The following is a 14,908-nucleotide window of genomic DNA, read 5'->3' on the forward strand; positions in this document are numbered from 1 at the left end:
TGCCGGGAACGAGTAAACAAAGCCGTCATCAGCGCGCAGACCTTATTTAACGCCCACTAAAAATGGGCACCCAACCCAGTTGGCGTGCCCATTCTTCTTACCCTCCCCGCCTCCCTTCGAGAACGGTGCCGCCTATTACGGGTTGACGCTGTCTTTGAGCGACTTGCCCGGCTTGAACGCTACGGTGTTGCTGGCCTTGATCTTCACAGGCTCACCGGTTTGCGGGTTTTTGCCGGTGCGGGCGCCGCGATGGCGTTGCAGGAAAGTGCCGAAGCCGACCAGGGTGACGCTGTCCTTGCGGTGCAGGGCGCCGGTGATTTCTTCGAGAACGGCGTTGAGTACGCGGTTGGCCTGTTCTTTGGTGAGATCGGCTTTTTCAGCGATGGCGGCTGCGAGATCTGGTTTACGCATATATGAAGCCTCTTTGACGGTTTTTTGTTGTTATGTCCGTGCTGCTCTCTGGTGGAGCAGCGCCAAGGCGCCGCAGGCTCTACTCTGCGGCAGACGGGAGTGAGGATGGCATGCCCTCGCACGCTCCGCCAGTCTCGCCGCGACCTTTATACGGGTAAGAAGGGGCTGATTCCGACAGAACGACCAGCATTTACGCCAGCAGCGGCGGAAGTTCCTTGTTCAATGCCAGTTTTTCCATGACGGCGGTACCGGTCAGCGCGTAGCCCAGCAGGCGACCGCTGGCGTCGCGGCACAGGGCCTTGATGTCGGCGCCCTCGCCTTCGACACTCCACACGCCTTCGCTGCCGCGTGGAGGCGGTGAGACCACCAGCGGGCAGACCGGGGTTTTCACGGTGATCGGCATCGGCCCGTAGCTGACGGCCGTGGCGTTGCCGGCCAGGGTCTGGGCCAAGGCGCGGGCGCAACTCATCAAGGGCATGACGTACAGCAGGTTCAAGCCATCGACTTCGGCGCAGTCGCCCAAGGCGTAGATATTGGCGTGGGAGGTCTTGAGGTGACGGTCCACCATGATGCCCCGGTTGACTTGCAGGCCGGCCGCCGCCGCCAGGTCTATGCGCGGACGCAGGCCAATGGCGGAAACCACCAGGTCGCAGTGGATCACTTCACCGTCAGACAGATGGGCTTCGAGGCCGTCAGCGCTGCGCAGCAGGCGGTTGAGCACTGGCCCCAGGTGGAAACGCGCGCCAAGCCCTTCCAGCCCGGCTTGCACCGCAGCAGCCGCCGCCGGATGCAGCAGGGTCGGCATAACCTGTTCGCACGGCGCGACCAGATCGACTTCATAGCCGCCAAGGATCAGGTCGTTGGCAAATTCACAGCCGATCAGGCCGGCGCCGAGCAGCAGCACGCGGCGTTTGCCGGCAGCTGCGGCGCGAAAGCGCGCGTAGTCTTCGAGATCATTGATCGGGAAAACCAGCTCGGCGCCATCACCCTCCACGGGTACGCGGACAGTCTCTGCGCCCCACGCCAGAATCAGGTCACGATAGGCCACCGATTCCTCGCCGATCCACAGACGCTTGTGGCCTGGGTCAATGCCGCTGATACGCGTGTGGGTACGCACCTCAGCCTTGAGTTGCTCGGCCATGGCGCCAGGTTCAGCCATGCTCAGGCCATCGGCTTCCTTGTTCTTGCCAAACCCGGTGGAGAGCATGGGCTTGGAGTAGGAGCGCCCGTCATCTGCGGTGATCAGCAGCAATGGGGTGTCGCCGTCGAGCTTGCGAAACTCCCGAGCTACGTTGTAACCGGCCAATCCTGTGCCGATGATCACGACAGGTGCGTTCATTCATTTCTCCTTGTAGTACGGTTCGTAAACTTTGAATTAGCCGATTTCGATCATTTCGAAATCCATTTTGCCCACGCCGCAGTCCGGGCACAGCCAATCTTCCGGGACGTCCTGCCACAAGGTGCCAGGAGCGATTCCGTCATCCGGCCAACCATCCGCTTCGTTGTAAATCAGGCCACAGACGATACATTGCCACTTCTTCATTACGTGCTTCCTCAGGGTCCAGGCATCTTGGCCGACGGTCGATAAACCTGCGCTGCCGCTCGGCTCAGGGCGTTTTGTACTGATCGCAGCCGGCAGATGCAAGCACGATCGGCGCAAACGGCCGGTTCAGCGCGGCAAAAGTTCAGGTCGTCATGGTAAGCTCGCCGCCTCTTTTGCTGCCAATATTGACTCGCCGTGCCGCACTCAATCGCCCCTTCCGATGCTTGCCGATGGCTGCCCCAGAGCCTGCTGAGCCCAATGCCTGCGCCCCTGACCCTCGATTGGCTGTTCGATGAAGGCTCGCTGACGCGGCGGCTGACGGGGCTGTCCGAGAACGGCTTCAGCGTGACGCCGCTGCTCGAGGGCTGGCAAGCGTTGCGCGACGATGAATGCGCGGCGCTGGACCTGCCCCCGGCGACTATCGGCTGGGTACGCGAGGTGTATTTGCGCGGGCATGGCCAACCTTGGGTATTTGCCCGCAGTGTCGCGTCGCGCGACGCGTTGCAGGGCGACGGCTTGCATATGGATGAGTTGGGCAGCCGGTCGCTGGGCGAGTTGTTGTTCTGCGACCGCGCTTTTACCCGCCAGCCGATCGAGGTGTGCCATTACCCAGGGCCATGGCTACCCACGGCGGATCAGGCCGACGGGCTGTGGGCACGCCGCTCGCGCTTTGATCGCGGCTCGCTGAGCGTGCTGGTGGCGGAAGTCTTCCTGCCGGGTTTCTGGCAGGTGCTGCATGACCATCCGGAGAACCGCTGATGTACCAACGTGCACTCAAATCCTTGAATCGCCTGAACCCCAGGGCCTGGGATTTCATTCAGCTGACGCGCATGGACAAGCCTATCGGCATCTACCTGCTGCTGTGGCCGACGCTATGGGCGCTGTGGATCGCCGGCAAGGGCTCGCCGTCGCTGCTCAATATCGTGATTTTCGTGCTGGGCGTGGTGCTGACCCGTGCCGGTGGCTGTGTGATCAATGACTGGGCCGACCGCAAGGTCGACGGCCATGTGAAACGCACCGAGCAACGTCCGCTGGTCAGCGGCAGGATCAGTTCGAAAGAGGCGTTGGTATTTTTTGCGCTGTTGATGGGCGTCAGCTTCCTGCTGGTGCTGCTGACCAACGCCAGCACCATCCTGCTGTCCCTCGGCGGGCTGGCGCTGGCGGCGAGCTATCCGTTCATGAAGCGCTACACCTATTACCCGCAGGTGGTGCTGGGTGCGGCGTTTTCATGGGGCATGCCGATGGCGTTCACGGCCGAGACCGGCCACCTGCCGGCCGAGGCGTGGCTGCTGTACATCGCCAACCTGTTGTGGACAGTGGGTTACGACACCTATTACGCGATGACCGACCGCGACGACGACGTGAAGATCGGGGTGAAATCCACCGCGATTCTGTTTGGTGATGCTGACCGTGTGATCATTCTCACCCTGCAGGGCCTGGCGCTGGTGTGCCTGTTGCTCGCGGGGGCTCGGTTCGAGCTGGGCGGCTGGTTCCACCTCGGGCTGCTGGCGGCGGCGGGCTGTTTTGCCTGGGAATTCTGGTACACCCGGGACAGGGATCGCATGAAGTGCTTCAAGGCCTTCTTGCACAACCATTGGGCGGGGTTGGCGATTTTCGTGGGGATTGTGGCTGACTACGGGTTGCGATGAGAGGATTGCGGCGGCTGTTCTGACGCTATCGGGGGCAAGCCCTAATGCCAGTCAGTTAAGAAGTAGAAAGGGTAAAAAGTAACCTGTGGCGAGGGAGCTTGCTCCCGCTGGACTGCGCAGCAGTCCCATTTTTGGGGCCGCTTCGCGGCCCAGCGGGAGCAAGCTCCCTCGCCACAGGTACAGTGTTCGTCCTTAACTGACTGGCATTAGGGCAAGCCCCCTCCCACATTTGAAAGCGTTCACACATCAATTGTGGGAGAGGGCTTGCCCCCGATGGTCTTAGAGGCGCAACAGCCTCAAGGCTTGATGATGTGCCAAACCCCACCCTTGCCATCACCGGTCTTGTCCCCGGCCTTCTTGTCATCCTTGTAGGTGTAGACCGGCTTGCCTTTGTAGGCCCATTGGCTGGTCTGGTCGTCGCGGGTGATGACTGTCCAGTCGCCAGCCTTGGTATCGGTAGACTCCGCCTTCAGTGGCGGCCAGTTGGTCGCGCACTGGTCCTTGCACACTGATTTGCCATCGGCATCCTTGTCGAAGGTGTAGAGGGTCAAGCCCTTGTGATCGACCAACATCCCATCTTTCGTCATCGCAGGTTCTGCGGCGAATGCCACGCCGGGCAGCGTCAATGCGGCCGCTACCAGCAGGGCTTTCCAGGAAATCGTGCTGTAAGTCATCGGAACCTTCCTTTTGTGGTTGTCAGGATTCGGACCCAAAGGGTAGTCCAGAGTGCCGCGAATTGCCCAAGCGACTAAATTACTGTCACACGACTGCAATAATTCCGTTATCTAATGCGGCGCAAGACAGTTAAATGACAAGAGGATTTTGAGCATGGTTGGCAGGAGCATTCTGATTGTTGACGACGAAGCGCCCATCCGCGAGATGATCGCCGTTGCGTTGGAAATGGCCGGCTACGACTGCCTGGAGGCGGAGAACTCCCAGCAGGCCCATGCCATTATCGTCGACCGCAAGCCGGACCTGATCCTGCTCGACTGGATGCTCCCCGGCACCTCCGGCATCGAACTGGCCCGGCGCCTCAAGCGTGACGAGCTGACCGGGGATATCCCGATCATCATGCTCACCGCCAAGGGCGAAGAGGACAACAAGATCCAGGGCCTGGAAGTCGGCGCCGATGACTACATCACCAAGCCGTTTTCCCCTCGAGAGCTGGTCGCGCGCCTCAAAGCCGTACTGCGCCGGGCCGGCCCAACCGATGGCGAAGCGCCTATCGAAGTCGACGGCCTGATCCTGGACCCGATCAGCCACCGGGTGACCATCGACGGCAAGCCGGCCGAAATGGGCCCGACCGAATACCGCCTGCTGCAGTTTTTCATGACCCACCAGGAACGCGCCTACACCCGCGGCCAACTGCTGGACCAGGTGTGGGGCGGCAATGTGTACGTGGAGGAGCGCACGGTCGACGTGCATATCCGCCGCCTGCGCAAAGCCTTGGGCGATGCCTATGAGAATCTGGTACAAACCGTGCGCGGCACGGGTTACCGGTTTTCCACCAAGGGCTGAGCCGGCCCGCCGTCTCCTGACTTAACAGCTGACAAGGACGCATGTTCAAGTGAACCAAAACTGGCATGGCACCCTGATTCGCCACATGCTCCTGCTGATCACCGGTTGCCTGCTGGTCGGGCTGATCAGTGGTTATTACGGCTGGAGCCTGGCCATCGGCATCGCCCTGTACCTGGGCTGGACCCTCAAACAATTGCTGCGCCTGCATGAATGGCTGCGCCAGCACAAACCCGACGAAGCACCGCCCGACGGTTACGGCCTGTGGGGCGAGGTGTTCGACAGCATCTACCACCTGCAACGCCGCGACCAACGGGTGCGCGGGCGCCTGCAAGCGGTGATCGACCGGGTACAGGAGTCCACTGCCGCGCTCAAGGACGCGGTGATCATGCTCGACAGCGACGGCAACCTGGAATGGTGGAACCGCGCCGCCGAGACCCTGCTGGGCCTCAAGACGCCCCAGGACAGCGGCCAGCCGGTGACCAACCTGGTGCGCCATCCGCGCTTCAAGGAATACTTCGAGCAGGACAACTATGAAGAAGCCCTGGAAATCCCCTCGCCCACCAACGACCGCGTGCGTATCCAGCTGTACCTGACGCGCTACGGCAACAACGAGCACTTGATGCTGGTGCGCGACGTGACCCGCATCCATCAGTTGGAACAGATGCGCAAAGACTTCGTCGCCAACGTTTCCCACGAACTGCGCACACCGTTGACGGTGATCTGCGGCTATCTGGAGACGCTGCTCGACAATGTCGAGGCGATCAACCCGCGTTGGAGCCGTGCCCTGCAGCAAATGCAGCAGCAAGGCTCACGCATGCAAACCCTGCTCAACGACCTGTTGCTGCTGGCCAAGCTTGAAGCCACTGATTATCCGTCGGACAACCACCCCGTGGCCGTGCAGAGCCTGCTGTACACCATCAAGAATGACGCCAAGGCCCTGTCCGGCGAGCGCGGCCAGCACATTACCCTGGAAGCCGACCCGCTGGTGTTGCTCAAGGGCAGCGAAGGCGAGCTGCGCAGTGCGTTCTCCAACCTGGTGTTCAACGCGGTGAAATACACCCAGGACAACGGCAATATCCGCATCCGCTGGTGGGCTGACGCACACGGCGCGCACCTGAGCGTGCAGGATTCCGGTATCGGCATCGACGCCAAGCACCTGCCGCGCTTGACCGAACGCTTCTACCGCGTCGATTCCAGCCGCAACTCCAACACCGGCGGCACCGGGCTGGGCCTGGCGATCGTCAAGCATGTGCTGCTGCGCCATCGCGCCCGCCTGGAAATCAGCAGCGTGCTGGGGCACGGCAGCACGTTTACCTGCCACTTCCCCCCCGCGCAGGTGACCCGCTCGCAGGCAATCGGCACCGACGAATAACTCACATGCAGCACAAATTCAAATGTGGGAGGGGGCAAGCCCCCTCCCACAGTGGATTTGTATGCTGTTGGAGAACAGGTTCCAGGCCCCGCCCGGCAGCAGGCACTAGGCAAGCGCCCCGTCAGCCGCTACATTGGCCGACTTGCGCCTGCTTTTCAGGCCTGCTCCCCCCTTATTGAACATACGGAACCTGCAAAACCCCATCATGGACCCTTCCCCTGGTATCACCCTCGCTACACTTTTCGCCGATTTCGGCATGATTCTATTTGCACTGGTCCTGGTACTGCTCAACGGTTTCTTCGTTGCGGCGGAATTTGCCATGGTCAAACTGCGCTCGACGCGAGTCGAGGCCATCGCCCACACCAACGGCTGGCGCGGGCAGATCCTGCGCACCGTGCACAGCCAGCTCGACGCTTACCTGTCGGCCTGCCAGCTGGGCATCACCCTCGCCTCCCTGGGCCTGGGCTGGGTCGGTGAGCCGGCCTTCGCCCATATCCTCGAGCCGTTGCTGGGCGCCGCAGGCGTTGAGTCGCCGGAAGTGATCAAGGGCGTGTCGTTCTTTGCCGCCTTCTTCGTGATTTCCTACCTGCACATCGTGGTCGGTGAGCTGGCCCCCAAATCCTGGGCCATCCGCAAGCCCGAATTGCTGTCGCTGTGGACCGCCGTGCCGCTCTACCTGTTCTACTGGGCGATGTACCCGGCGATCTACCTGCTCAACGCCAGCGCCAATGCTATCTTGCGCATCGCAGGTCAAGGCGAGCCCGGCCCGCATCACGAACACCATTACAGCCGCGAAGAACTCAAGCTGATCCTGCACTCCAGCCGTGGCCAGGACCCCAGCGACCAAGGCATGCGTGTACTCGCCTCCGCCGTGGAAATGGGCGAACTGGAAGTGGTGGACTGGGCCAACTCCCGGGAAGACCTGGTCACCCTGGACTTCAACGCACCCCTCAAGGAAATCCTCGCGCTGTTCCGCCGCCATAAATTCAGCCGTTACCCGGTGTATGACGCGGTGCGCAATGAGTTTGTGGGCCTGTTGCACATCAAGGACCTGCTGCTGGAACTGGCGGCCCTGGACCATATCCCCGAGTCGTTCAACCTGGCCGAACTGACCCGCCCGCTGGAGCGCGTATCGCGCCACATGCCGTTGTCGCAGTTGCTGGAGCAGTTCCGCAAAGGCGGCGCGCACTTCGCCCTGGTGGAAGAAGCCGATGGCAAGATCATCGGCTACCTGACCATGGAAGACGTGCTGGAAGTGCTGGTGGGCGATATCCAGGACGAACACCGCAAGGCCGAGCGCGGCATCCTCGCCTATCAGCCGGGCAAGCTGCTGGTGCGTGGCGACACCCCACTGTTCAAGGTAGAACGCCTGCTCGGCGTCGACCTGGACCACATCGAAGCCGAAACCCTGGCCGGCCTGATCTACGACACCTTGAAACGGGTGCCGGAAGAAGAAGAAGTGCTGGAAGTTGAAGGCTTGCGGATCATCATCAAGAAGATGAAAGGGCCGAAGATCGTGCTGGCCAAGGTGTTGATGCTGGATTGACAGCAGGAATGCGAACCAAATGTGGGAGGGGGCTTGCTCCCGATAGCAGTGTGTCAGCCACCCGATTCAGTGACTGATACTCCGCTATCGGGAGCAAGCCCCCTCCCACATTGGTTACTGGCCATCCTTTGGATCAAGCACCCGGCACGAAATGCTTCTGGGCCGTGCCCCGCGCGATCAGGCGGGAGATGTAGTCCAGCTTCTGCGCATCCTGGTCGATAAACCGGAAGGTCAGTTGCAGCCAGTCGCTGTCGGGCTTGGGCTCGTAGGCAACGATCGCGTGCAGGTAGCCATTGAGGCGTGCCACTTCAGCGTTTTCGCCTTGTTCGAGGTCGAGCACGGCGCTTTCCAGCACCTGGGGCAGGACCTCACCGCGACGCACCACCAACAACGCCTCCTTGATGCTCAGCGCCTTGATTACGCACTGCTGGGTGCCGCTGGACAGGCGCAACTGGCCCTGACCACGTCCGCCGGCAGGCGAAGGGGCCGGGGCAGCGGTGACAGGCGCGCTGTTGAGCAGGCCTCTGCTCGGGGCTGCCGCCACTGGTGCCGGCTTGACGGCTTCGGCCTTGCCACCGGTCAGCGCGCTCAGGGAGTCGTTGCCGAAGGCCGAGTTCATCTTGGTCGGCGCGCTGGCGATCAACGCGTCGAGGCGGCCGATCTTGTGCAGGGCCTGCTTGACCTTGTTCAGCAATTGTTCGTTGGTGAACGGCTTGCTGACGTAACCGGAAACACCGGCCTGGATCGCCTGCACCACGTTTTCCTTGTCGCCACGGCTGGTCACCATCACGAACGGCATGGCCTTCAGATGGGCTTGCTCGCGGCACCAAGTCAACAGCTCTAGCCCGGACATCTCCGGCATTTCCCAATCGCACAGCACCAGGTCGAAAGACTCGCGCATCAGAATGGATTGCGCCTTCTTGCCGTTCACCGCATCTTCGATCTGGATCCCGGGGAAGTAATTGCGCAGGCACTTCTTCACCAGGTCGCGAATAAACGAGGCGTCATCCACCACCAACACACTGACTTTGCTCATCGACCCTTCATCCTATAAAACCTTTGCTGGCAGTACGCCTGACTGATGGCAGTTTGCCAAAACTCTGCAGTCACGTTAGGACTTATTTGGCCCTATCCGCAATAAATTCCGCTCGCCGCAAACGAAAACGCCCGGCCAATGGCCGGGCGTTAATTTCTCGGGCAACCTTACTTATCGTCAGATTCGCCCGGAACATTAGGGATAAGATCAGCATTGCCTTCAACTTCGGCTTTCATGCGCTTGAGGCCCATGTGCCGAACGTCGGTGCCGCGCACCAGGTAAATCACCAATTCCGAGATATTGCGCGCATGGTCGCCGATGCGCTCCAGGGAGCGCAGCACCCAGATGATGCTCAAGACACGCGAGATAGAGCGCGGGTCTTCCATCATGTAGGTCGCCAGTTCACGCAGGGCGGTCTTGTATTCGCGATCGATGACCTTGTCGTACTGGGCCACCGACAACGCCAGGTCCGCATCGAAGCGCGCAAACGCGTCGAGGGCATCGCGCACCATGTTGCGCACCTGGTCGCCGATATGGCGCACTTCCACGTAACCACGCGGCGCTTCGCCTTCTTCGCACAGCTGGATGGCGCGGCGGGCGATCTTGGTGGCTTCGTCGCCGATACGCTCAAGGTCGATCACCGACTTGGAGATGCTGATGATCAAGCGCAGGTCGGACGCCGCCGGCTGGCGACGGGCAAGAATGCGCAGGCATTCTTCGTCGATGTTGCGCTCCATCTGGTTGATCTGGTCATCGATCTCACGCACTTGCTGGGCCAGGCCCGAGTCGGCCTCGATCAGCGCGGTGACCGCATCGTTGACTTGCTTCTCCACCAGGCCGCCCATCGCCAGGAGGTGGCTGCGCACTTCCTCAAGCTCGGCGTTGAACTGCGCGGAGATGTGGTGGGTAAGGCCTTCTTTGCTAATCATGTTGGCGTCCTTGGAGCGTCCGGTAAGGTGCGGAGAACCGCAGCGTCAGTGCAATCAGAACCACAGCTTCCTAGCCATAGCGACCGGTGATGTAGTCTTCGGTCTGCTTCTTCGCCGGATTGGTGAACAGGGTATCGGTGTCGCCGAACTCCACCAGCTTGCCCATGTACATGAACGCGGTGTAGTCGGAAACCCGCGCCGCCTGCTGCATGTTGTGGGTCACGATGACGATGGTGAACTTGGACTTGAGCTCGTAGATCAGCTCTTCGACTTTAAGCGTCGAGATCGGGTCGAGCGCTGAGCACGGTTCATCGAGCAACAGCACTTCAGGCTCCACGGCGATGGTGCGCGCGATCACCAGACGCTGCTGCTGGCCGCCGGACAGACCCAGGGCCGACTCGTGCAGACGGTCCTTGACCTCATCCCACAGCGCGGCGCCCTTGAGCGCCCATTCCACGGCTTCATCGAGGATGCGCTTCTTGTTGATGCCCTGGATGCGCAGGCCATAGACCACGTTTTCATAGATGGTCTTGGGAAACGGGTTGGGCTTCTGGAACACCATGCCCACCCGGCGGCGCAACTCGGCCACATCTTCGCCCTTGCGGTAGATGTTGGTGCCGTAGAGGTTGATCGCGCCTTCCACACGGCAACCGTCCACCAGGTCGTTCATGCGGTTGAAGGTGCGCAGCAGCGTGGACTTGCCGCAGCCCGACGGGCCGATGAAGGCGGTCACGCGCTGCTTGGGGATGTTCAAGCTGACGTCGAACAGCGCCTGCTTTTCACCGTAGTAGAGGCTCAGGCCGGGCACTTCGATGGCCACGGTTTCCTGGGCCAGGCTCAGGCTCTGCTTGTCGCGACCCAGGGCAGACATGTTGATGCCGTGGGAATGGGTTTCATGTTGCATGGGATGCTCCCTGTGCTGTTGTGTGGGAGGGGGCTTGCCCCCGATGGCAGTGTGTCAGTCAGCACATCTGTTTCTGATCCGCCGCTATCGGGGGCAAGCCCCCTCCCACATTTATTCTGCGTTTACTTATAAATCAGCTGTCCAGCGCCTTGTACTTCTCGCGCAGGTGGTTACGTATCCACACCGCCGACAGGTTGAGCGTGGCGATCACCAGCACCAGCAGCAACGCGGTGGCGTACACCAGCGGCCGCGCCGCCTCGACGTTGGGACTCTGGAAGCCGACGTCATAGATATGAAAGCCCAGGTGCATGATCTTCTGGTCAAGGTGCAGATATGGGTAGTTACCGTCCAACGGCAGCGACGGGGCCAGCTTCACCACGCCGACCAGCATCAGCGGCGCCACTTCACCGGCGGCGCGGGCCACGGCTAGGATCATGCCGGTCATCATCGCCGGGCTGGCCATTGGCAGCACGATTTTCCACAGCGTTTCCGCCTTGGTCGCGCCGAGTGCCAGGGACCCTTCACGCACGGTGCGAGGTATGCGCGCCAGGCCCTCTTCAGTCGCCACGATCACCACCGGCACCGCCAGCAGCGCCAGGGTCAGCGAGGCCCAGAGCAGGCCCGGCGTGCCGAAGGTCGGCGCTGGCAAGGCTTCGGCGAAGAACAGCCGGTCCACCGAACCACCCAGTACATACACGAAGAAGCCCAGGCCGAACACGCCGTAAACGATGGCCGGCACGCCCGCCAGGTTGTTGACCGCGATGCGGATGATCCGCGTCAGGGCGTTCTGCTTGGCGTACTCACGCAGGTACACCGCCGCCAGCACGCCGAACGGCGTCACGATCATCGCCATGATCAGGGTCATCATCACGGTGCCGAAGATCGCCGGGAAGATCCCGCCTTCGGTGTTGGCTTCCCGTGGGTCGTCGCTCAAGAACTCCCAGACCTTGCTGAAGTAGAAGCCGATCTTGGTCAGGGTGCCCATGGCGTTCGGCTGGTAGGCGTGCACCACTTTGCCGATGCCGATTTCGATTTCCTTGCCGTTGCCGTCACGGGCCGTCAGCGCGTCGCGGTTGAACTGCGCGTGCAGGTCGGCCAGGCGCGCTTCGATGTCCTGATAGCGGGCATTCAGTTCGGCGCGGTCGGCGTCCATGTCGGCTTGGGCGGCGGCGTCGAGCTTGCCTTCCAGTTCCAACTTGCGGCCGTGCAGGCGGACGCGCTCCAGCCCGGCGTTGATCGCGCCGATATCGGTTTTCTCCAGGCTCTTGAGCTGGGCGGCGAGCTTGTTGACCCGATCTACGCGAGCTTGCAGCTCCGGCCACGCGGCCTCGCCTTCGGCGATGACCTTGCCGTCCTGCTTGACGTTGACCAGGGTGCCGTAGAAGTTACCCCACTCACGTCGCTCGATGGTCATCAACTGCACCGGTTTGGTCTGGTCCTTCAACCATTCGCCGACGATCCAGGTGAAATCGTTGCCGTTCAAGTCGCGGTTGCCGACCTTGATCAGCTCGCGAGTCATGAACTCCGGGCCCTCGTCGGGCACCGGCAGGCCAGCGCTTTTCAGGCGCTCGCGGGGCACTTCTTCCTTCTGCACCACTTCGCCGATGACGATATGGTTTTCCTGGCCCGGCACGTTGTAGTTGGCCTGGATCAGGTCAGCCGGCCAGAAGTGGCCCAAACCGCGCACCGCAATCACCGCCAGCAAACCCAGGGTCATGATGACCGCGATGGACACCGCGCCACCGCTGATCCAGACGCCCGGGGCGCCGCTCTTGAACCATCCATTCAGGGAGTTCTGTTTCACAGACTTCTACCTTTCTTAAAGCGACGAGTATTTCTTGCGCAGACGCTGACGAATCAGCTCGGCGAGGGTGTTCATGATGAAAGTGAACAGCAGCAGCACCAGCGCCGAGAGGAACAGCACGCGGTAGTGACTGCCGCCCACTTCCGACTCCGGCATTTCCACGGCGACGTTGGCCGCCAACGTGCGCAGGCCTTCGAACAGGTTCATCTCCATCACCGGCGTGTTACCGGTAGCCATCAGCACGATCATGGTCTCGCCGACCGCGCGGCCCATGCCGATCATCAGGGCAGAGAAGATGCCCGGGCTGGCGGTGAGGATGACCACGCGGGTCATGGTCTGCCATGGCGTGGCGCCCAAGGCCAGGGAGCCCAGGGTCAGGCCGCGCGGCACACTGAACACAGCGTCTTCAGCGATGGAATAGATGTTCGGGATTACCGCAAAGCCCATGGCCAGGCCGACCACCAGGGCGTTGCGCTGGTCATAGGTGATGCCCAGGTCATGGGAGATCCACATGCGCATGTCGCCACCGAAGAACCAGGTTTCCAGGTACGGGCTCATGTACAGCGAGAGCCAGCCCACGAACAGGATCACCGGGATCAGGATCGCGCTTTCCCAGCCATCGGGAACGCGCAGGCGGATCGATTCAGGCAAGCGACTGAATACGAAACCGGCCACCAGGATGCCAATCGGCAACAGCATCAGCAGGCTGAAAATCCCCGGCAAGTGCCCTTCCACATAAGGCGCCAGGAACAGGCCGGCGAAGAAGCCGAGGATCACCGTCGGCATCGCTTCCATCAACTCGATCACCGGCTTGACCTTGCGGCGCAGGGTCGGGGCCATGAAGTAAGCCGTGTAGATGGCGGCGGCAACGGCCAGCGGCGCGGCGAGCAACATCGCGTAGAACGCGGCCTTCAGCGTACCGAAGGTCAGCGGCGCCAGGCTCATCTTGGGTTCGAAGTCGGTGTTGGCGGCGGTCGATTGCCAGACGTATTTAGGCTCGTCGTAGTTCTCGTACCAGACCTTGCTCCACAGCGCGCTCCAGGATACTTCCGGGTGCGGATTGTCGAGCAGCAGCGGTTGCAGCTTGCCACCGGCCTCGACGATCACGCGGTTGGCCCGTGGTGACAGGCCGAACACGCCCTGGCCGTCGACCACCGGGTCGACCAGCAAGGTGCGGTGCGCGGTGCTGTGGAACACGCCGAACTGGCCCGAAGCGTCGAGGGCGGTGAAGCCTTTGCGACGTTCCTCAGCTGTGATTTCCACGATGGGCGCAGTGCCCATCTGGAAGGTCCGGATTTGCTTCAGGCGTTGTTCGCCATCCGGGTCGCGGGCCATGAACCACTGGGCCAGGCCACCTTTGGAGTTACCGACGATCAACGAGATGCCGCCCACCAGCTGGGTGCTGGCGGTGACTTCGGCATTGCCGTCTTCAAGCAGTTTGTAGCGACCGTTGAGGCTCTTGTCGCGCAGGCTGAACACATCGGCCAGGGCTCGACCGTTGATCACATACAACCATTGCTGGCGTGGGTCGATGAAGATCGCCTTCACCGGCTCGGTCATTTGCGGCAGTTCGACACGCTTCTGCTCGCTGGTGACTTCGCCGGTCATCATGTTTTCTTCACGGCTCAGGGTCAGCACGTTCAAGTGCGAACCGGCCGAGCCGGCCACCACCAGGGAGGTATCGGTGGCATTGAGCGCGACGTGCTCCAACGGGCGGCCTGCCTCATCCAGTACAATCGGCGTTTCACCGTAGGGGTATTCGATCGCAGGGCTGATGGTTTTCTTGCCGTCCGGGTAGGACACCTTGTAGGTGTGGCGGAACACCATGGACTGGCCGTTGGACAGACCCAGGATCACCAGAGGGCTGCCCGGCTGGTCTTCGCCGATGGACACCACCTGGGTACCGGCCGGCAGTGGCAGGTCTACGCGCTTGAGTTCAGCGCCGGTGTCGACTTCAAAGAACAGCGCCTGACCCTTGTCGGAAACCCGCATGGCGACCTGGTTCTGTTCTTCAAGCGAGATCAGCAACGGCTTGCCGGCGTCCTGCATCCAGGCGGGCGTCAGCGCGTCTTCCTTGGTCAGCGAGGCGCCCTGGAACAGCGGCGCAACGACATAGGCGAGGAAGAAGAAAATCAGGGTGATGGCAGCCAGCACAGCGAGACCGCCGACCAGTACATACCAACGGGTGAAACGATC

Annotated in this window: 14 protein-coding genes; 5 read left to right on the plus strand and 9 right to left on the minus strand. The window is 61.6% G+C overall.

Annotated elements, in window-relative coordinates; genetic code table 11:
- Nucleotides 1-135: 135 nt before the first annotated feature.
- The 3 genes from C4J85_RS26850 to C4J85_RS26860 form a co-directional block, all read right to left on the minus strand.
- Complete coding sequence (locus C4J85_RS26850; RefSeq protein WP_003195589.1) at nucleotides 136-411, minus strand: HU family DNA-binding protein; 276 nt, start codon at nucleotides 409-411, stop codon at nucleotides 136-138.
- A 190-nt stretch (nucleotides 412-601) separates the two neighbouring features.
- Nucleotides 602-1,750: an NAD(P)/FAD-dependent oxidoreductase gene (locus tag C4J85_RS26855; RefSeq protein ID WP_124411098.1), complete on the minus strand. Its 1,149-nt coding sequence runs from the start codon at nucleotides 1,748-1,750 to the stop codon at nucleotides 602-604.
- Between the two features lie 36 nt (nucleotides 1,751-1,786).
- A complete protein-coding gene (locus C4J85_RS26860) occupies nucleotides 1,787-1,954 on the minus strand; it encodes a rubredoxin (RefSeq protein ID WP_002555879.1) in 168 nt (55 codons plus the stop codon).
- A 195-nt stretch (nucleotides 1,955-2,149) separates the two neighbouring features.
- Here C4J85_RS26860 and C4J85_RS26865 point away from each other — a divergent pair, with 195 nt between their 5' ends.
- Entirely contained in the window at nucleotides 2,150-2,713 is a 564-nt protein-coding gene (locus C4J85_RS26865) for a chorismate lyase (RefSeq protein WP_124411099.1), read from the plus strand.
- Nucleotides 2,713-3,603, plus strand: a complete 891-nt coding sequence (gene ubiA, locus C4J85_RS26870) for a 4-hydroxybenzoate octaprenyltransferase (RefSeq protein WP_124411100.1) — start codon at nucleotides 2,713-2,715, stop codon at nucleotides 3,601-3,603. Before C4J85_RS26865 ends, ubiA begins: the two co-directional genes overlap by 1 nt.
- Nucleotides 3,604-3,899: 296 nt before the next feature.
- On the opposite strand, the gene C4J85_RS26880 is transcribed toward ubiA, so the two are convergent.
- Nucleotides 3,900-4,277, minus strand: coding sequence for a hypothetical protein (locus tag C4J85_RS26880; protein ID WP_124372309.1), 378 nt, complete (start codon nucleotides 4,275-4,277; stop codon nucleotides 3,900-3,902).
- 154 nt (nucleotides 4,278-4,431) lie between these two features.
- On the opposite strand from C4J85_RS26880, the gene phoB reads away from it, so the two are divergent.
- The 3 genes from phoB to C4J85_RS26895 all read left to right on the plus strand — a co-directional run bounded on the left by phoB (nucleotide 4,432) and on the right by C4J85_RS26895 (nucleotide 8,039).
- Nucleotides 4,432-5,121, plus strand: coding sequence for a phosphate regulon transcriptional regulator PhoB (phoB, locus tag C4J85_RS26885; RefSeq protein WP_003195617.1), 690 nt, complete (start codon nucleotides 4,432-4,434; stop codon nucleotides 5,119-5,121).
- An 85-nt stretch (nucleotides 5,122-5,206) separates the two neighbouring features.
- Nucleotides 5,207-6,493 (plus strand): phosphate regulon sensor histidine kinase PhoR, encoded by a 1,287-nt coding sequence (gene phoR, locus C4J85_RS26890; protein WP_256657931.1) that lies wholly within the window; start codon nucleotides 5,207-5,209, stop codon nucleotides 6,491-6,493.
- Nucleotides 6,494-6,698: 205 nt separating this feature from the next.
- Nucleotides 6,699-8,039: a hemolysin family protein gene (locus tag C4J85_RS26895; RefSeq protein WP_124365015.1), complete on the plus strand. Its 1,341-nt coding sequence runs from the start codon at nucleotides 6,699-6,701 to the stop codon at nucleotides 8,037-8,039.
- 133 nt (nucleotides 8,040-8,172) lie between these two features.
- Here C4J85_RS26895 and C4J85_RS26900 read toward each other — a convergent pair whose 3' ends face one another.
- From C4J85_RS26900 to C4J85_RS26920, 5 genes are all read right to left on the minus strand, one after another.
- The gene (locus tag C4J85_RS26900; protein WP_124368853.1) at nucleotides 8,173-9,075 is read right to left on the minus strand and encodes a response regulator; all 903 of its coding nucleotides are present in this window, start codon (nucleotides 9,073-9,075) and stop codon (nucleotides 8,173-8,175) included.
- Nucleotides 9,076-9,242: 167 nt separating this feature from the next.
- A complete protein-coding gene (phoU, locus tag C4J85_RS26905) occupies nucleotides 9,243-10,004 on the minus strand; it encodes a phosphate signaling complex protein PhoU (RefSeq protein ID WP_065953276.1) in 762 nt (253 codons plus the stop codon).
- A 70-nt stretch (nucleotides 10,005-10,074) separates the two neighbouring features.
- Nucleotides 10,075-10,908 carry a phosphate ABC transporter ATP-binding protein PstB gene (gene pstB / locus C4J85_RS26910; protein WP_124411103.1) on the minus strand — a complete coding sequence of 278 codons (834 nt, stop codon included), beginning with the start codon at nucleotides 10,906-10,908 and terminating at the stop codon, nucleotides 10,075-10,077.
- 133 nt (nucleotides 10,909-11,041) lie between these two features.
- A complete protein-coding gene (gene pstA / locus C4J85_RS26915) occupies nucleotides 11,042-12,712 on the minus strand; it encodes a phosphate ABC transporter permease PstA (RefSeq protein ID WP_124411104.1) in 1,671 nt (556 codons plus the stop codon).
- A 15-nt stretch (nucleotides 12,713-12,727) separates the two neighbouring features.
- Nucleotides 12,728-14,761, minus strand: coding sequence for an ABC transporter permease subunit (locus C4J85_RS26920; RefSeq protein WP_164487700.1), 2,034 nt, complete (start codon nucleotides 14,759-14,761; stop codon nucleotides 12,728-12,730).
- Nucleotides 14,762-14,908: the final 147 nt, after the last annotated feature.

The sequence above is a fragment of the Pseudomonas sp. R4-34-07 genome (assembly GCF_003852375.1).
Lineage (GTDB): Bacteria > Pseudomonadota > Gammaproteobacteria > Pseudomonadales > Pseudomonadaceae > Aquipseudomonas.